Annotated in this window: 13 protein-coding genes and 3 pseudogenes; 9 read left to right on the forward strand and 7 right to left on the reverse strand. The window is 71.1% G+C overall.

Annotation, left to right across the window (positions count from 1 at the left end; translation table 11 throughout):
• Positions 1-239: 239 nt before the first annotated feature.
• Positions 240-743, reverse strand: coding sequence for a hypothetical protein (locus KUM32_RS34165; protein WP_217145809.1), 504 nt, complete (start codon positions 741-743; stop codon positions 240-242).
• A 107-nt stretch (positions 744-850) separates the two neighbouring features.
• Complete coding sequence (locus KUM32_RS34170) at positions 851-1,684, reverse strand: DUF2249 domain-containing protein (RefSeq protein WP_217145810.1); 834 nt, start codon at positions 1,682-1,684, stop codon at positions 851-853.
• A gap of 401 nt (positions 1,685-2,085) precedes the next feature.
• Here KUM32_RS34170 and KUM32_RS34175 point away from each other — a divergent pair, with 401 nt between their 5' ends.
• The 6 genes and pseudogenes from KUM32_RS34175 to KUM32_RS34200 all read left to right on the forward strand — a co-directional run.
• On the forward strand, positions 2,086-5,784 hold the full coding sequence (locus tag KUM32_RS34175) for a nitrate reductase subunit alpha (protein WP_217145811.1): 3,699 nt from the start codon (positions 2,086-2,088) through the stop codon (positions 5,782-5,784).
• A gap of 1 nt (position 5,785) precedes the next feature.
• Complete coding sequence (narH, locus tag KUM32_RS34180; RefSeq protein WP_217145812.1) at positions 5,786-7,321, forward strand: nitrate reductase subunit beta; 1,536 nt, start codon at positions 5,786-5,788, stop codon at positions 7,319-7,321.
• Complete coding sequence (gene narJ / locus KUM32_RS34185) at positions 7,318-8,109, forward strand: nitrate reductase molybdenum cofactor assembly chaperone (protein ID WP_217145813.1); 792 nt, start codon at positions 7,318-7,320, stop codon at positions 8,107-8,109. Before narH ends, narJ begins: the two co-directional genes overlap by 4 nt.
• Positions 8,106-8,885, forward strand: coding sequence for a respiratory nitrate reductase subunit gamma (gene narI / locus KUM32_RS34190; RefSeq protein WP_217145814.1), 780 nt, complete (start codon positions 8,106-8,108; stop codon positions 8,883-8,885). Before narJ ends, narI begins: the two co-directional genes overlap by 4 nt.
• Entirely contained in the window at positions 8,882-9,517 is a 636-nt protein-coding gene (locus tag KUM32_RS34195; protein WP_308408786.1) for a vitamin K epoxide reductase family protein, read from the forward strand. The genes narI and KUM32_RS34195 overlap by 4 nt, the downstream gene beginning before the upstream one ends.
• Before the next feature lie 59 nt (positions 9,518-9,576).
• Positions 9,577-9,837, forward strand: a pseudogene (locus KUM32_RS34200) (DUF6457 domain-containing protein); the annotation flags it as partial.
• Positions 9,838-9,928: 91 nt separating this feature from the next.
• Here KUM32_RS34200 and KUM32_RS34205 read toward each other — a convergent pair.
• Both KUM32_RS34205 and KUM32_RS34210 read right to left on the reverse strand, forming a co-directional pair.
• Positions 9,929-10,486, reverse strand: a complete 558-nt coding sequence (locus KUM32_RS34205) for a NifU family protein (protein WP_217145815.1) — start codon at positions 10,484-10,486, stop codon at positions 9,929-9,931.
• A 30-nt stretch (positions 10,487-10,516) separates the two neighbouring features.
• Positions 10,517-11,506: a nucleoside recognition domain-containing protein gene (locus KUM32_RS34210; RefSeq protein ID WP_374227584.1), complete on the reverse strand. Its 990-nt coding sequence runs from the start codon at positions 11,504-11,506 to the stop codon at positions 10,517-10,519.
• Positions 11,507-11,514: 8 nt separating this feature from the next.
• Between KUM32_RS34210 and KUM32_RS34215 the strand changes: the two are divergent.
• Positions 11,515-12,746, forward strand: a pseudogene (locus tag KUM32_RS34215) (IS30 family transposase).
• On the opposite strand, the gene KUM32_RS34220 reads toward KUM32_RS34215, so the two are convergent.
• Positions 12,747-13,577, reverse strand: coding sequence for a FeoB small GTPase domain-containing protein (locus KUM32_RS34220; protein WP_217145817.1), 831 nt, complete (start codon positions 13,575-13,577; stop codon positions 12,747-12,749).
• Complete coding sequence (locus KUM32_RS34225; protein WP_217145818.1) at positions 13,574-13,879, reverse strand: FeoA family protein; 306 nt, start codon at positions 13,877-13,879, stop codon at positions 13,574-13,576. Before KUM32_RS34225 ends, KUM32_RS34220 begins: the two co-directional genes overlap by 4 nt.
• 667 nt (positions 13,880-14,546) lie before the next feature.
• Between KUM32_RS34225 and epsC the strand changes: the two genes are divergently transcribed.
• Together epsC and cysK are read left to right on the forward strand one after the other, a co-directional pair.
• Positions 14,547-15,131 (forward strand): serine O-acetyltransferase EpsC, encoded by a 585-nt coding sequence (epsC, locus tag KUM32_RS34230; RefSeq protein WP_217145819.1) that lies wholly within the window; start codon positions 14,547-14,549, stop codon positions 15,129-15,131.
• A pseudogene (cysK, locus tag KUM32_RS34235) lies at positions 15,128-16,009 on the forward strand (cysteine synthase A); the annotation flags it as partial. The gene epsC and the pseudogene cysK, both read left to right, overlap by 4 nt.
• 241 nt (positions 16,010-16,250) lie before the next feature.
• Here cysK and KUM32_RS34240 read toward each other — a convergent pair.
• Positions 16,251-18,008, reverse strand: coding sequence for a GAF domain-containing protein (locus tag KUM32_RS34240; RefSeq protein ID WP_217145820.1), 1,758 nt, complete (start codon positions 18,006-18,008; stop codon positions 16,251-16,253).
• Positions 18,009-18,097: the final 89 nt, after the last annotated feature.

Consider the following 18,097-nt stretch of genomic DNA (forward strand, 5'->3'; position numbering starts at 1 on the left):
CGGCCGGACGGTGACCGGACCGCGCCGTGCGCGGCACCCGCCGTGAACAGCAGCGGTGGCATCGGCCTCGAGGGTGGTCGATGTGGTCGTACACGGGATACCTCCGGATCGGTCGCCGTCAGCATCCATCGGCGGCGGTGGTCGGCGCGGCGGCCGATGGTCTGCGCCATCAGGGCCGACGGTCCCTCTTCACGTGAGGTGCGGGATCGAAACGGTCAGTCGTCAGACGGCGACGGGGGTCAGGAGTGGTTCGGGGAACGGTGAGTCAGGGCGTTGGCAGTGGCCATCATCGCGGCTCCCACACCGGTGAGTGCGGCGCCCAGGCCCGTGACCAGGGTCGTGAGGTGCCATGCCTGATAGGCGGACATCAGCGAGGCGCGCAGGGACTGGCCCATGAACGCGGTCTCGCGCAGCTTGGCGAGCTTCTCGTCGTCGCCTCCGGCCGCGTGCAGCTCCGCCGTGATCTCGGCGTAGGTGCGGCCGCCGGTGGCCTTGGCGAGGTTGCCCTTGATGAACTCGGCGTAGGCGTGCGCCTCGGGGCCGGTCTCCACCCGGCGGCCGGTGTGGGCGGCGAGTGCGACGGGCAGCCCGCGCTCGGGGAAAGTGATCTTCTGGGCGGACAGCTCCGTGCGGATCTCCTTCCTGCCGCTGCGCCCGCGCCACAGCATGACCGGCCCGGCGACCACCAGGGCCATACCGACCGTCCCGAGCAGGGTGCCGGCCCGACGGTGTGATCCGTCCATGACGTGGTCCTTCCTTCCTTGCCTTCCTTGCTTGCGGGTGCGGCGGTGCGTGGACATCGGCTGAAGCGAGGGGGCACGTACCGCCGCGGGGTTGGATGGCGCGTCGGTCAGCGGTGGCTGAGCCGCAGACGCCACGCTTCGGGGCCGCGTTCCAGGTACTCCACCGAGAACACCCCCGGGTTGCGCTGCTCGATCTGGGTGAGCAGGGGCAGCGGGTCGTGAGGGGCGATCAGCACCATCGCGGTGCCCGCCGGGACAGCGTCCAGCGCGCCGAAGACCGTGGCGTGACGAATGGCATGCGGAACGTCCCTGACGTCCAGCTCGGGTTCGTTCGCCTCCTCGGCACCGCCGCAGCCGCACACTCCGCCGCAGCCACCGGTCTCCCGCGTCTGCCCTTCGTACATGTCGTGCCCTTCCTCGTTGTGCTGATCTTCTGAGGTGTGTTTGTCGGACGGGTCGTTCGCGAGCCGGCGGTGCATGTCCGCCAGCAACTCGGCCAGGCGGACCTCGGGCGTCATGGCGAGAAGCGGCAGCACGAGGCCGTTCTCCTTGGCCAGGTGCTCCTCGAAGAGCACCTGCAGGGCCCGGGCGTCGGCCGCCGCACCCGCCGGGGTGGGTGCGGCGCGCAGGGCATCGACGAGTGCGGCGAGGCAGCGGTGTTCGCCGATCAGGCTCTCGATGAGCAGGCGGGCCTCGCGCTTGCGGTGGGCGGCGGGGTAGAGGGCGGCTTCCTCGGCTGCGGCGTGCGGCAGCAGTGAGCGGTCGCAGAAGGCCACGAGCCCGGCGTGGATACTCTCGGCGGCGACCGGGTCCCGGTCCACGGCGACGAGCAGCATCTTCACTCGTCCGGCGAGTTCCCCGGCCAGTCGTGCGTGATGTGCCTCGGCGCTTTCCAGGGCCGTGGCGTCCCGGGGGTGCGAGGCGAGGCTGAGCACGCTCATGAGGGTCTCTCCATCTGGTCGGGCCGGCTCGGCCGGCCGATGCGGGCGGGGGCGGCACTCCGCACACCGATACCGGGGCGGATGCCGCGTCCGGCCGCTGTGAGCGGCCGGACGCAGGACCGAGCCGGGCGCCACGCGCCATACGCGCTGTGTCCGCGGCGGCGGGGACGGGGGACTGGGCCACCTGACAGACACGGGATGCGGTCGTACAGACGGATGAACGTCTGCGGTTCGATCACAGCCAGCATGCAACGCCCGGCGCACCCGGTTCCCCTGCCGACCGGGCCCGGCACCGGGACCACTGGTCCCTATTGTCGCGAGCCACATGGGGCCGGTAGGCCATCCGCCAGGGACCGCCAGCCCCAGGTGTCGGATGCCGTGCCGCGCTTAGCGTCCTGACCATGGAGAACGAACAGAACGCACGGCCGCGGAAGTCGCGCGCCGCGGACAGCTGGCCGCTGGCGGCCCGCAGGCTCCTCACGCGCAGCGAGGTGTCGGCCGACGGACGCGCCGTGTTCGGCACGGGCGATCCGCAGTGGGAGGGCTTCTACCGGGACCGCTGGTCCCACGACAAGGTGGTGCGCTCCACTCACGGTGTGAACTGCACCGGTTCCTGCTCCTGGATGGTGTACGTCAAGGACGGCATCATCACCTGGGAGCACCAGGCCACCGACTATCCGTCGATCGGTACCGACTGCCCCGAGTACGAGCCGCGCGGCTGTCCGCGCGGTGCGTCGTTCTCCTGGTACACGTATTCGCCCAGCCGGGTCCGCTACCCGTATGTGCGCGGTGCGCTGCTGAAGCTGTGGCGTGAGGCCCGCAAGCGGCTCGGTGACCCGGTGGCGGCCTGGGCGGAGATCACGTCCGACCCGGCGAAGGCGCGGGCGTACAAGCGGGCGCGCGGCAAGGGCGGTCTGGTGCGGGCCGACTGGGACGAGGTGAGCGAGCTGGTCGCCGCCGCCCAGGTGCACACCGTCAAGGAGTACGGACCGGACCGTGTCGCCGGCTTCTCGCCGATCCCGGCGATGTCGATGGCGTCCTTCGCGGCCGGTGCGCGGTTCCACTCGCTGATCGGCGGCACCCTGCTGTCGTTCTACGACTGGTACGCCGATCTGCCGGTCGCCTCGCCGCAGGTGTTCGGGGATCAGACGGACGTGCCGGAGGCGGCGGACTGGTGGAACGCCGGCTATCTGATCATGTGGGGATCCAACATCCCGGTCACCCGCACGCCCGACGCGCACTTCCTCACCGAGACCCGCTACAACGGCACCAAGGTCGTCGCGGTCAGCCCCGACTACGCCGACAACGTCAAGCACGCCGACGAGTGGATGTCCCCGCATCCCGGTACGGACGGGGCGCTGGCGATGGCCATGGGGCACGTCGTCCTCAAGGAGTTCCTCGTCGACCGCGAGGTGCCCTACTTCCAGGACTACCTGCGCACGTTCACCGACGCCCCGTTCCTGATCACCCTGCGCGAGCACGACCGCGGTCTCGTTCCGGGCGGGTTCCTGACCGCCGCCGATCTCGGCCACGACACGGAACACGCCGAGTCCAAGACCGTCCTGATCGACTCCGCCACCGGCGAGCCGGTCGTGCCGAACGGCTCGCTCGGCTTCCGCTGGGCCAAGGAGGACCAGGGACGGTGGAATCTCGACCTGGGCGACGCCGTTCCTGAGTTGAGCCTGCTGGAGCGTGCCGAGGAGACGGCCGAGGTGGCACTGCCCCGCTTCGACGAGGGCGCCACGGAGGGCGGCTCGGTCCTGGTGCGCGGTGTGCCGGTACGCCGGATCGGCGGCCGCCTGGTCACCACCGTCTTCGACCTGATGCTGGCCCAGTACGGGGTTCAGCGGCCGGGCATGCCGGGCAGCTGGCCGTCGTCGTACGAGGACGCGTCGGAGCCGTACACCCCGGCCTGGCAGGAGACGATCACGTCTGTGCCTTCGGAGCAGGCGGCCCGGATCGCGCGGGAGTTCGCCCGCAACGCCGAGCGCACCAACGGCCGTTCGATGATCGCGCTGGGCGCGGGCACGAACCACTGGTTCCACTCCGACACGATCTATCGCGCCTTCCTGGCGCTGACGACGATGACCGGCTGCCAGGGTGTGAACGGCGGCGGCTGGGCGCACTACGTCGGCCAGGAGAAGGTCCGCCCGGTCACCGGGCAGCAGCATCTGTCGTTCGCCTTCGACTGGCAGCGGCCGACCCGGCACATGGCGGGCACCTCGTACTGGTACCTCAACTCCGACCAGTGGCGCTACGAGGCGTTCGGGCCGGAGGAGCTGGCCTCCCCGCTGGGTGAGGGGCGGTTCGCGGGCAAGGGGTTCGCCGACTGCCTGGCGCAGGCGGTGCGGCTGGGCTGGACCCCGGGTCACCCCGGCTTCAACCGCAACCCCCTCGACCTCACCGACGAGGCCGCCGCGCGGGGGCGTCCGGTCGCCGAGCACATCGTGGACGAGCTGAAGGCGGGGCGCCTGCGGTTCGCCGCCGAGGACCCCGACGACCCGGCCAACTTCCCGCGCGTGCTGACCGTGTGGCGGGCGAACCTGCTGGGGTCGTCGGGCAAGGGCAACGAGTACTTCCTGCGGCACCTGCTGGGCACCGACGCCGCCGTCCGCTCGGAGGAGACCCCGCCGGAGTCCCGGCCGAAGGACATGGTGTGGCGGGAGGAGGCGCCTGAGGGCAAGCTCGACCTGCTGGTCACCATGGACTTCCGGATGACCTCCACCGGCCTGCTCTCCGACGTCGTCCTGCCGGCCGCGACCTGGTACGAGAAGGACGACCTGTCCAGCACGGACATGCACCCCTTCGTGCACGCCTTCACCCCCGCCATCGCCCCGCCCTGGCAGGCCCGCACCGACTACGACAGCTTCCTCACCCTCGCCGACAAGTTCAGCGACCTGGCCGCCGAGCACCTGGGGGCGCGCACCGACGTCCTGGCGGTGCCGCTGCTGCACGACACCCCCGACGAACTCGCCCAGCCCGGCGGGGTGGTGCGGGACTGGAAGACCGGCGAGTGCGAACCCATTCCCGGGAAGACCATGCCGAAGCTGGTCGTCATCGAACGGGACTACGCCACGATCGCCCAGAAGATGCGCGCCGTCGGCCCGCTCCTTGACACCCTGGGCACCACCACCAAGGGCGTCACCGTCCACCCGAACCGGGAGATCGAGGACCTGCGCCACCGCAACGGCACCGTCCGGGACGGAATCGCCGCCGGCCGGCCGTCGCTGGCCACCGCCTCCGACATGTGCGAGGCGATCCTGGCCCTGTCCGGCACCACCAACGGCCGTCTGGCCACCGAGGGCTTCCGTGAGCTGGAGCGGCAGACCGGCAGCGAGGGTCTGGTGGAGCTCGCCTCCGAACGCGAGGCGGAGCGGATCATTTTCGCCGACACCCGCACCCAGCCGCGTTCGGTGATGACCTCCTACGAGTGGTCGGGCTCGGAGACCGGCGGGCGCCGCTACTCGCCGTTCGTCATCAACACCGAGCACTTCAAGCCCTGGCACACCCTCACCGGCCGCCAGCACTTCTTCGTCCAGCACGACTGGATGACCGAGCTCGGCGAGCAACTGCCCGTCTACCGGCCCCCGTTGAACACTCCACGCCACTACGGCGACGAGCACCTGCACGAGGACGGGCGGGCCGAGGTCACGGTCCGCTACCTGACCCCGCACTCGAAGTGGTCCATCCACTCCAACTACCAGGACAACAAGTACATGCTCGACCTGTCCCGCGGCGGCCCGGTCATCTGGATGTCGCTCCAGGACGCCGAGAAGATCGGCGTCAGGGACAACGAGTGGATCGAGGCGTACAACCGCAACGGCGTCGTCGCCTGCCGGGCCGTGGTCACCCACCGGATGCCCGAGGGAACCGTGTACATGTACCACGCCCAGGACCGCAACATCAACGTGCCGAAAACAGAGGTCAGCGGGAAACGCGGCGGCATGCACAACTCGCTCACCCGCCTGCTGCTCAAGCCCACCCATCTCGCCGGCGGCTACGCGCAGTTCACCTACGCCTTCAACTACTACGGCCCGACCGGCAACCAGCGCGACGAGGTCACCGTCATCCGCCGCCGCAGCCAGCAAGTGGAGTACTGACATGCGTGTGATGGCCCAGATCGCGATGGTGATGAACCTCGACAAGTGCATCGGGTGCCACACCTGCTCGGTCACCTGCAAGCAGACGTGGACCAACCGCACCGGCGTCGAGTACGCCTGGTTCAACAACGTCGAGACCAAACCCGGTGTCGGCTACCCCCGCCGCTACGAGGACCAGCAGCAGTGGAAGGGCGGCTGGATGCTCGACAAGCGCGGACGCCTGGTGCTGCGCTCCGGCGGCCGCATCAAGCGGCTGCTGTCGCTGTTCTCCAACCCCGACCTGCCCTCCCTCGAGGACTACTACGAGCCGGTCACCTACGACTACGACAACTTGATCAGCGCCCCCGCCGGGCCCGACATGCCGGTCGCCCGGCCCCGCTCGGTCCTCACCGGCGAACCCACCGACATCACCTGGGGCGCCAACTGGGAGGACGGCCTCGGCGGGGCTCCCGAGAACGCCGGCGCCGACCCCAATCTGTCGGGCGCGTGGGCGGAGAAGGTCAGGTTCGAGTTCGAGCAGACCTTCCTCTTCCACCTCCCCCGGCTGTGCGAGCACTGCCTCAACCCGGCCTGTGTGTCGGCCTGTCCGTCCGGCGCGATGTACAAGCGGGTCGAGGACGGCATCGTCCTGGTCGACCAGGACAAGTGCCGCGGCTGGCGGATGTGCGTGACGGCGTGCCCGTACAAGAAGGTGTACGTCAACCACGCCACCGGCAAGGCCGAGAAGTGCACGTTCTGCTTCCCGCGCATCGAGGCCGGCCAGCCCACCGTCTGCTCCGAGACCTGCGTGGGCCGGCTGCGCTACCTCGGCCTGCTCCTCTACGACGCCGATCGGGTCGGCGAGGCGGCGGCCACCCCCGACGAGAAGGACCTGCTGGACGCCCAGCGGGGTGTCTTCCTCGACCCGCACGATCCCGAAGTCGCCGCCGCCGCACGGGAGTCGGGTATCCCCGAGTACTGGCTGGACGCCGCCCGCCGCTCCCCGGTGCACGCCCTGGTGTCGACGTACAAGGTGGCGCTGCCGCTGCACCCGGAGTACCGCACCCTGCCGATGGTCTGGTACGTGCCGCCGCTCTCCCCCGTCCTCGACGCCGTCGACGCGGCCGGCGGCGACCAGGACGACCCCGACCACGTGTTCGCCGCCGTCACCCGGCTGCGCATCCCGCTGGAGTACCTGGCGGAGCTGTTCGCCGCCGGGGACACCGATGTGGTCGGCGGGGTCCTGATGAAGCTCACCGCGCTCCGCTCGTACATGCGTGAACGCACCCTCGGGGAGGAGGGCGACGAGACCGCGCTCAAGGCCGTCGGGCTGACCGCGCGGGAGGCCGAGGACCTGCACCGGCTGCTCGCCGTCGCCAAGTACGCCGACCGCTACGTCGTCCCCGCCGCGCACAAGGAGGACGCCGCCGCGCTGGCCGCCATGGAGAACCGCTGCCCCGTCGAATCGTCGGGCGACCCGGCGGACGCCGGTGGCCGACGGGTGATGCTCGGCATCCCCACCCTGCGCCGCAACACCACTACCGGAGGCCGTCCGTGAGCCCGCTGCCCGCATCGATCCCCACCCTCGTCCGCACCCGCGTCCGGGCGGCCGTACGCCGCCCTGCCCGGCTCACGCCCGAGGAGACCGAGGCGCGCACGCTGCTGCTGCGGCTGTGCTCACTGCTGTTGCAGTACCCGGACGCCGAACTCGCCGCAGGGCGCCGAGTCTTGTCCGCGAGCATCGAGGCGTTGCCGCCCTCGCCCGCCGCCGAGCACCTGGCCTCTTTCGCCGACTGGTTCGCCGGGCAGGAGCCGGAGGCGCTGGAGCGGCACTACGTCGAGATGTTCGACCTGCGCCGCAAGAGCAGCCTCTACCTCACCTACTACCTGCACGGCGACACCCGCCGCCGCGGCATGGCCCTGCTCACCCTGAACCAGCGCTACCGGGCCGCGGGCTGGGACACCGACAGCGGCGAACTGCCCGACTACCTGCCGGTCGTTCTGGAGTTCGCCGCCCTGATGGGTCCGGGCGGCGGCGAGGCACCTCTGCGTCAGCACCGGCGTGGTCTTGAGCTGATCCACCGCGCGCTGACCGACTCCGACTCCCCCTACCGGCACGTCCTGGCCGCGCTGCTCACCCTGCTGCCGCCGCCCACGGAGGCGGACCGCGCGGCGGTGGAGCAACTCGTCACCGAGGGCCCGCCCAACGAGGAGGTCGGCCTCGATCCCTACGGGGCTTACGGGGACGGGGAGTTCGCTCCGCCGGGCACCTTCGTGCCGCCGACACCCGCTGCGCCGACCCGTGTTCCGCCCGCTTCGACCATCCGTGTGGAAGGCCCCCGATGAACGCCTCTGTCTCCTCCGTGGCCGCGGCCGCGAGCGGCGCCGACCTCCTGTTGTGGGTCGCCGTCCCCTACATCTGTCTCGCCGTGTTCGTGGTCGGGCACGTCTGGCGCTATCGGCAGGACCAGTTCGGCTGGACCTCCCGTACCACCCAGCTCCTCGAACACCGCTGGCTGCGCTGGGGCAGCCCACTGTTCCACGTGGGTGCCTTCATGGTGATCGCCGGGCATGTGGTGGGTCTGGCCATCCCCGACTCGTGGACCGAGGCGGTGGGCATCTCCGAGCACGCGTACCACACCACGGCCGTGTGGGCGGGCTCAGTGGCGGGCGTCGCCATGGTCGTGGGGCTGGGCATGCTCTGCGCCCGTCGGCTGCTGACCCGCCGGATCCGGCTCGGCACCGACCGCAGCGACAAACTCCTCTTCCCGCTGCTGTCCGCCACCGTCCTGCTGGGCATCACCGCCACCGCCGCCCACAACGTGTTCGGCGCCGGCTACGACTACCGCTCGACCGTCTCCGTCTGGTTCCGCGGACTGTTCGTCCTCCAGCCGCAGCCCGAGGCGATCACCGGCGCGCCGCTGCTGTTCCAGCTGCACGCCCTGAGCGCCTTCCTGCTCTTCGCCGCCTGGCCGTTCACCCGCCTCGTCCACGTGTGGAGCGCCCCGATCGGTTACCTGGCCCGGCCGTACCTGGTCTACCGGCGGCGAACCGCACCGGCCGCGACCCCGACGAGCGCGGGCCGGACCCGGCCGACCCCCGGCTCCCGGCGGGCCACGTGAGTCCCGGACCCGCGCTCGCACCGGACACCACGGCCACCCTGCGCCCGCGCACGGTGGCCGCGAGCCGCCGCACGGGATGGGTGATGGTCCTCACCGGGACCATCGGCTGGCTCGCCTCCTTCCAGCTCACCGTGGACGACTGGCGGCTGCTGCGCGACCCCGCCTACCAGCCTCCCTGCAACATCAGCCCCGTCGTGAGCTGCGGCAGCGTCATGTCCAGCCCGCAGGGCAGCCTGCTCGGCTTCCCCAACATGCTCCTCGGGCTGGGTGCCTTCGCCGCGGTCGCCGCCTTGGGCGTCGCCGTGCTGTCCGGGGCGCGCCTGCACCGCCGGCTGTGGCTGGCGCTGGACGCCGGGGCGCTGGTGGGGGTCGGGTTCGTGCACTGGCTGATCGCGCAGTCGCTCTACGAGCTCAACAAGCTCTGCCCCTACTGCGCCGTCGTCTGGATCGTCACCATCGCCCTGTTCTGGCACGTCACCGTGCACTGCCTGGAACGCGGGATCGTCCCGGTGCCCCGCGGTGTCCTGTACGTCGTCCGCGACACGCACGGGATGCTCCTCAGCGCCTGGTACGGGGTGATCGCGCTGCTCGTCCTCACCCGCTTCTGGCCGTACTGGAGCAGCCTGCTGTGACCGGCCGCCGCATTCCGCACCATCCGCTCACGCACCCAAGAAGGATGATCATGGATGACGTACTGAAGGAATGGACGGCTGCGGTGAAGGCCGGCCTGGGTATCGACCTCGAAGTCGACCGGGCCCTGCTTCTCGCCCTCGCGGGCGACGCGGCTCACGGCGTCGCCCGGCCCGCCGCCCCGCTGACGACCTTCCTGGTCGGGTATGCGGCAGGACGTGCGGGTGGTGGACCCGACGCGGTGGCCGACGCGGCCCGGCGCGCCGGAGAACTCGCCGCCCGCTGGGCCGGTGAGGCCGACAAAGGCCCCGGAGCCGCATAGCCGCCGGCCATGCCCCGGTTTCCTGCGCCCCCGGCCTTGTGCATTGTCCGCAAGGTCAGGGGCGCAGCGGCATGCGGCGACGCCGGCGCGGTCAGGCGGACGCCCCACGGGAGTCGCCCGGCGGGCCGAAAAGGTTTGCCGGTGAGGCGGCGTTGCGGACTTCCCGCAGCCCGGGATGGCGTTGCCTCAGTCGGCGCTCCAGGCGCTGGTGCAGTGTGAACCAGGAGGCGGGGCAGCCGTGGCAGGTGCCGCCGAGGCGGACGGTGACGATGCCGTCGCGTACCTCGACGAGGTCGATGCTGCCGCCGTGGGACCGGGTGAACTCACCCACCTCCCCGGCGAGAACGTCTTGAGCCACACCGTACAGCCGTGCATCGTCATCGCTGGGGGCGGTCCCGGTACCGGGGATCCATCCGGCGGGGTCGTCGAGGGCGGTGTGGAGTGCGGTGCGGACCCGGGCGCCCTCTTCGGGCCAGGTGCGACCGGCACCGAGACGGGTGACGACGGCCTCGCCTTCCAGGGTGATCTGGGCGAGGGTACCGTCGGTCAGCAGGGCGGCGAGCGGTGTGGGAACCTCGGCGAGCGGGCCGGGGCAGGTGAGGATTCCGGCGGGGATGATCCAGCGCAACCGGTCGGGCCGATCAGGCACCTGCTGGGGGTGTACGGGGACCACGTCGGCTCACCCGCCCAGCAAGACGGTGATTGTCCGGGCCAGGTAGGCCATCAGCCAGGCCAGGACGGTCAGGTAGGTGAGGGCGATCAGCGGCCATCGCCAGGTGCCGGTCTCCCGGCGCAGGACGGCCACGGTGGCCATGCACTGCAGCGCGTACACGAAGTAGACCAGCAGCGCGGCGATGGTGGGTGCGGTGAACACCGGCTCCCCGGCCCGGGGTCCGTCGGGGTACGTCATGGCCCGCAGCGCCTGGTCGGGCTGTTCGGGGTCTTCGGCGGCGGCGACCTGTCCGAGGGTGGCGACGAAGGTCTCCCGGGCGCCCTGCGCCGACAGCACACCGACGTTGATGCGCCAGTCGAAGCCCAGCGGGTCGAAGACCGGTGCGACCAGGCGGCCCAAGCCGGCGGCGTAGCTGTGGTCGACGGTGTAGGCGGACACGGCGACGGAGTCGGTGGAGTCGACGCCCGCCGCGCGCAGCTGCGCGTCCCCGTGCAGGGGCAGATTCAGCAACAGCCACAGAACGACGCTGGTGGCGACGATGACGGTCGAGCACTTGCGCAGGAAGGCGTGCGCGGAGGACCACACCGCCGCCAGCACCGCGCGCGGGACGGGCAGCCGGTAGGGCGGCAGCTCCATGAAGAACGGCACCGGTCGTCCGTGGCGGTCGCCGAGCTTCTTGAACGCCCAGACGGCCAGCATCGCGGAGACGGCACCCAGCAGATACAGGCCGAACATGACCAGACCCTGCGCGCCGAACGGGCCGAGCTCGAGGGACGGGTCCACCAGCAGGCCGATGAGCAGCACATAGACCGGCAACCGCGCCGAGCAGGTCATCAGGGGCGCGGCCATCATCGTGGCCAGGCGGTCCTTGGCCGAGGGCAACGTACGGGTGGCCAGGATGCCGGGGACGGCGCAGGCGAACGACGACAGCAGCGCCACGAAGGCCCGGCCCTCCAGACCTTCCGTTCTAGTGGTCGTCGCAACACCCCAGTTCAGGGGATGCGATGGACTTCAAGATCCGGAAGATCCGGACGGTAGCTCAGGGGCCCAAGCCGCTGCTGCGGGAGCGGGAGGCATACTCCCAGCTCATGCAGCAGGGCCTGAGCAACAAAGAGGCATGCCGGATCGTCGGCATCAACGAGAAGACCGGGCGGCGATGGCGTAACGGCCGCGCCGCGGACCGCAGGCAGAAGGCGGCACCATCGATCAATGCGGTGGTGCCGCCTTCCGGTCCGTCCCGGTACCTGCGCGAGGACGACCGGATCTACATCGCCGACCGGCTGCGGGAGAAGGCCACCGTCCGCGCGATAGCCGCGGAGCTGGGCCGCAGCCCGTCCACCATCAGCCGGGAGATCCGCCGCAACGGCATGCCCCTGCGAGGAGACGCGCGACGCTGGGCCTACCGCCCGCACGCCGCCCAGGCCCGCGCCGACGCCCGCCGGCCACGCCCCAAACCGGGAAAGATCGGCCAGAACCCCGAGCTACGCGACTTCATCCAGGACCACCTGCACCTACGGTGGAGTCCGGAGCAGATCTGCCAGGCTCTGCGGACACAGTTCCCCGACCGGCCGGAGATGCACGTGGTCCACGAGACCGTCTATCAGGCCCTCTACGTCCAGGGCCGGGGAGAGCTGCGCCGCGAACTCGCCCGCGCCCTGCGCACCGGCCGCGCCCGACGCAAGCCCCGCCGCCAGGCCCAACAGCGCCAGCCGCGCTTCTCCACCCCCATGGTCATGATCAGCGAACGGCCCGCCGAGGTGCAAGACCGAGCCATACCCGGCCACTGGGAGGGAGACCTCATCATCGGCAAGGACGGGAAGTCGGCCATCGGCACACTGGTCGAGCGCGCCACCCGCTACGTCATGCTCCTGCACCTGCCCGGCGACCACGGCGCTGAAAGCGTCCGGGAGGCACTGGTCACCACGGTCCAGACCCTGCCGTCCCACCTTATGCGGTCTCTGACCTGGGACCAGGGAAGCGAAATGGGCGCCCACGGAGCCTTCACCGTCGCCACCGACATCCCGGTCTACTTCTGCGACCCGGCCAGCCCCTGGCAGCGCGGCTCCAACGAGAACACCAACGGCCTGCTACGGCAGTACTTCCCCAAGGGCACCGACCTGTCCGTCCACAGCCGCGAGCACCTGGCCGCCGTCGCCTCCGAACTCAACGGCCGCCCAGCAAAACGCTCGGCTGGGATACTCCAGCCGAGCGTCTGCATAAACTGCTCGCGGCCTGATCAACACGACCACGTGTTGCGACGACCCCTAGAAACCGCCAACAGCGACTCCACCCAGCCCTGCAACGGGGCGGCCACGGTGAAGACGGTCTGGAAGAACAGCACCATCACCGCGAAGAACACCACCGTCCCCCACACCGGATGCAGCAATACCGCGTCCACGCGCCGGGTGACCCGGTGGCGCTCAGGGGGCCGGTAGCCGGCGAAGGCGAGGACCGATTCCGCCCAGGCGTCCTGCTCGCCAGGGTCGGTGGGCGGGGGCACGGCCGGTGTCTGCCAGGTGCGCCACGTGGTGAGCCGCTCGCGCAGCTGAGCGATGCCCAGCCCACGGTGGCCGACCACGGGCAGCACCGGCACACCGAGCGCCTGCGCGAACGCGTCGACGTCCAATCGGCCCTGACGTCGGGCCAGTTCGTCGGTGAACGTGACCACCAAGCAGGCCGGCAGCCCACGGGCCAGGACCTGGGCGAGGAACCCCAGGGAACGCCGTAGCGTGGTGGCGTCCACCACGACAAGCACCGCGTCCGGCCGGTCCGCACCCGCCAGCCGGCCGTCCAGCACGTCGACGGTGATCTGCTCGTCGGGGCTGATCGGCTCCAGGCTGTAGGTGCCGGGCAGATCCTCGATCATGTGCCGGTGGCGGCCCGTCCGGGAGGTCCCGACGAAGCGGGACACGGTCACTCCGGGATAGTTTCCGGTCTTGGCCCGCAGGCCCGTGAGACCGTTGAAGACGCTGGTCTTGCCCGAGTTGGGGGCGCCGACCAGCGCGATCCGCGGCACTCCGGTCGGGGTCGCGTCGGCGCCCGAGGCGTCGTGGCAGCCCGCTTTCACCGCTCCACCTCGACGATGTGCACGCACGCCGCCTGAGCCCGTCGCAGGCACACCTCGTAGTCCTTGACCCAGTAGAGGACCGGGTCGCGCAACGGCGCCCGGCGCACGGCCTCCACCACGGCGCCGGGCCTGAACCCGAGGTCGTACAGCCGGCGGACCACAGCGGGCACCCCGTCGGCGACGACGCGCGTCACCACGGCACGAGCACCGGGTACGAGGTCCGCCAGAGAGGGTGGCACGGCTTCCGTGTCGACCGTCCCCCGGCTGCTCGCTTCCTCGTACACCCCACCAGAGGCTGTCATCCGCGTCTCCCTCACATCGTCCCGGGGCAATGCCGCCCCGCGAGAGGAACCTCAAGAACACTCAGTAAGGCGAGGCTAACTTCGCTCGGGTGAGGGGCAGGTGGGGCTTGCAGCCCCATGGCATGGGGCCCCTCGGCCCCATCGCGCGGGACCACCGGGCCCTCGGGCGAGCACACCGTCCACGGCGCCGCGCATGCCAAGGAGCTGTCCGGCCGCCTTGAGACACATGGCAGGCGGCCGGACAGCGACCGAGCCGGCAGGACACCGCAGCCAAATGCGGCCTGTGGGTAGGAGAACGGGTGGCCCGCAGTCCGCTGCGGCGTTCCGTGGCCTCCTGCCGTTCGGTTCCGGCATGAAGCGTGGCCGGACCGCGGCAGGCGGCGCACGGGCCGAACAGTCCCTGCCCGGAGAGCTGTTGGTCCCGTGCCGCGAGCGACGATCCGGACCGTTCGGCCCCCGCGGCGGGCCCTTCGGACCGGGCGCCGCATCAAGAGAGGCCCGTAGCGTGCATCTTCACGGACGACGGCGACAGCACGGAGGCTTCGCAGGTTCGAGGCCGCTCCGGTCGCAGAACACGCCACGCTCCCCTGTGCCGTCGAGCACGGCGCGCCAATCGGCCGAACGCATCCGGCCGCACGCCGCGACCAGTCCCCGAAGAAAGACGCGCATGATCTTCGAAGATCTCCGGACGGCCTGCCGCAAGGACCCCGCCCTCCGCGGCGTCCACGTGATCGAGGTCCTGCTCTATCCCGGCCTGTGGGCGATCTGGGCACACCGGATCACGCACAGGCTGTACCGGCTCGGCGTGCCGCTCCTCCCCCGGGTGCTCTCCCAGCTCGCCCGCGCCGTCACCGGCATCGAGATCCACCCGGGTGCGGTCATCGGCCGCCGCTGTTTCATCGACCACGGCATGGGCGTGGTCATCGGTGAGGCCGCCGTTCTGGGCGACGACGTCATGCTGTACCACCGCGTCACGCTGGGCGGCACCGGCTGGTGGAGCGATACGGAAACGACCAAGCGGCACCCCACGATCGGTGACCGGGTCGTCCTCGGCGTCGGCGCCACCGTGCTGGGCCCGGTCCACGTCGGCCACGACACGATCGTCGGCGCGCACGCCCTCGTCCTGCGCGACGTCCCCGCCCACTCCTGCGTCCGCATCGCGCAGTCGGCCGCCACCGTCCGCCCTCACGGCGCGGCGGCGGCACGCCACTTCGGCGTCTTCACCCCCGCACATGAAGAAGGACAACCATGACGGCGATACACGGCTCGATCACGTCACTGATAGGCCGCACCCCCATGGTGGCGCTGCGCCGCTACGGGGCCGATCTGCCCGTGCGTCTCCTCGTCAAGCTGGAGTCCGCCAACCCCGGCGGCAGCGTCAAGGACCGCATAGCCCTCGCGATGATCGAGGACGCGGCAGCGACCGGCGCGCTGCGGCCCGGCACGCGCATCGTGGAACCGACCAGTGGCAACACCGGCATCGGCCTGGCCATGGTGGCCGCCGCCAAGGGCTATCCGGTCACGTTCACCATGCCCGAGAGCATGAGCACCGAGCGGCGCGCCCTGCTGAGTGCCTACGGCGCGGAACTCGTCCTGACCCCGGCCGCCGAGGGCATGACCGGCGCCGTCGCCCGTGCGACCGAACTGGCCGAGCGGCACGGCTGGTTCATGCCGCAGCAGTTCCGGAACCCGGCCAATCCCGACGCCCACCGCCGCACCACCGCCCAGGAGATCTGGCAGGACACCGCCGGGCAGGTCGACATCCTGGTGGCCGGCGTCGGCACCGGCGGCACCGTCACCGGCGTCGGCCAGGTGCTGAAGGAAAAGAGGCCGGAGGTCACCGTGGTGGCCGTGGAACCGGCGGAGTCGGCCGTCCTGTCCGGCGGCTCCCCCGGCCCGCACCGCATCCAGGGCCTCGGCGCCGGTTTCGTCCCCGACGTCCTCGACACCGAGGTCTACGACACCGTGCGGCGCGTCTCCGCGCCCCAGGCCCGCACCGAGGCCCGCCGCCTGGCACGCACCGAGGGCATCCTCACCGGCGTCTCCGGCGGAGCCGCCCTCCACGCAGCCACCACCCTGGCCCGCCACCCACAGCACAAGGGCGCCCTGATCGTCGTAGTCCTGCCCGACACCGGCGAGCGAGCGTCCGGCGTGCCCGTGACGGGTGACCCGCCCGCCCGTGTCGGACCGGCGGACCGGGACGGTCCCGGTCGTCCGTCCGGTCACCTTCCATCCGACCGCAGTCGTGGGGGCGCCGTCATGGGCCGGAGGAACCCGCGCTGTGCGCCGATGGTCCCGGTGAGCGGCCGGCCTCGCTCGGCGGCGGTCCTGAGGAGTCGCCAGAGGAACGATCGCCCGCTGACGCCGTGCGTCACGAGGCGGGCCGGCCGCCCTGAGCGGTGTCCGAGGACTGCCCCAGCGGGGCGTGCCACACGAGCCGTGCCCCCCTTCCTCCCGGGCTCTCCAACTCCATGTCGCCGCCTAGCTTCCGTGCTCGCTCGGCCATGTTGGTCAGACCACTGCGACGGCCTCCGGCCGGGATGCCGACGCCGTTGTCCGTGACCGTCAGGCGGATCTGCTTGCCGTCGGTCTCCAGCACGACGTCGGCGCGGTCGGCGCCGGCGTGCCGGGCGATGTTGGTCAGGGACTCGGTGAGGACGGCCATGACGTGGTCGGCGGTCTGACCGGGTACGTGCGTGTCGAGCAGGCCCTCCATACGGACACTGGGGGCGAAGCCCAGAAGAGGAGCGGCCTCGCCGATCGCGCGTATCGCGCGGGAGCGCAGGCCGGGAGCCGAGTCGTCGTCACGGGAGCGCAGGCCGAAGATGGTCGACCTGATGATCTTGATGGTTTCGTCGAGGTCGTCCACCGCCCGCAGGACCCGTTCGGAAGCCATGGCGTCCTGGACGCGCCGGCCGGCGCTCTGCAGCGTCATGCCTGTGGCGAAGAGCCGTTGGATGGCCAGGTCGTGCAGGTCGCGTGCGATCCGGTCGCGGTCCTCCAGCAGGGCGATCTGTTCGGCGTCCGCTCGGCGTTCCGCCAGCTCCATCGCGACGGCGGCCTGCGCGGCGAAGACCTGGAGCGGCTCGGTCTCCTTCTCGGAGAACGCGTGGCCACCCGACTGCCGCACCAGCAGAACCACACCGCGGGTCTCGTCGCCCGAACCGATCGGCACGGCGACGGCCGGTCCGAGCCCGTCGAAGCGCGGAGGGCCGGCCGAGACCCGGGAGTCACGTGAGACGTCCGGGCTTCTGACCGGCGTCCGCTGAACGAACGCCTGCCCGATGAGGGTGCCCTCCACGGGTAGGACGACCCCGCTCCATACGTCGGCCTCCTGGCCGATCGCGAGTTCCACGGCGAGCGTGTCCGTCCCGCTCACCGGCATGGCCACCACGCTCAGGGCGGAGCCGGTGATATCTCTGGCTCGTTCGGCGATCAGCGGCAGCACCCCGCCCTGATCCCCGCCGGACATCAGGGTGTGGGTGACCTCCGCGTTCACCTGGAGCCAGCGCTCCCGCAACCGAGACTCCTCGTAGAGGCGGGCGTTGTCAATCGTCACACCTGCCGCCACGGCCAGTGTCGCCAGCACCGACTCGTCGTCCTCGTCGAACTGCTGTCCGCCGCGCTTCTCCGTCAGGTACAGGTTGCCGAAGACGTGGCCCCGTACCCGGATGGGGACGCCCAGGAAGGTGTTCATCGGCGGGTGATGGGCCGGGAAACCGTAGGAGGCGGGGTGCTCGGAGAACTTGGCCAGGCGCAGCGGCTCGGGGTGGCGGATCAGCTCGCCCAGAATGCCGTGGCCCTCCGGATAGGAGCCGATCCGCGCGATCTGCTCCTCGTCCACGCCCACCGTGTGGAAGGCCGACAGCCGCTTGCCGTCGGGGCCGATGACGCCGAGCGCCGCGTACTCCGCGTCGACCAGCGCCGCCGCGGCCTCCACGATGCTGTGCAGCGCCTGCTCGAGGTCCAGTTCGCGGCCGACCGACAGCACGGCCTCGAGCAGGCTGTGCACCCGGTCCCGGGTGCCGCGCGCCGCGTCCAGCCGGGCCTGCAACTCCTCCAGCAGTTCGTCCAGCCGCAGTTGCGGCAGCCGTACCCGTGCCTCGCGGGCTCCTTCGGCGTTCTCCAACGCTGATCCTCCAACGCCCCACCGCATGCCGGCGGCCGTACCGTTCAGCTGCCACGATAGAGGCCCGAACAGGGAGACGATACGGCATC

The sequence above is a fragment of the Streptomyces sp. AC627_RSS907 genome, assembly GCF_019049165.1.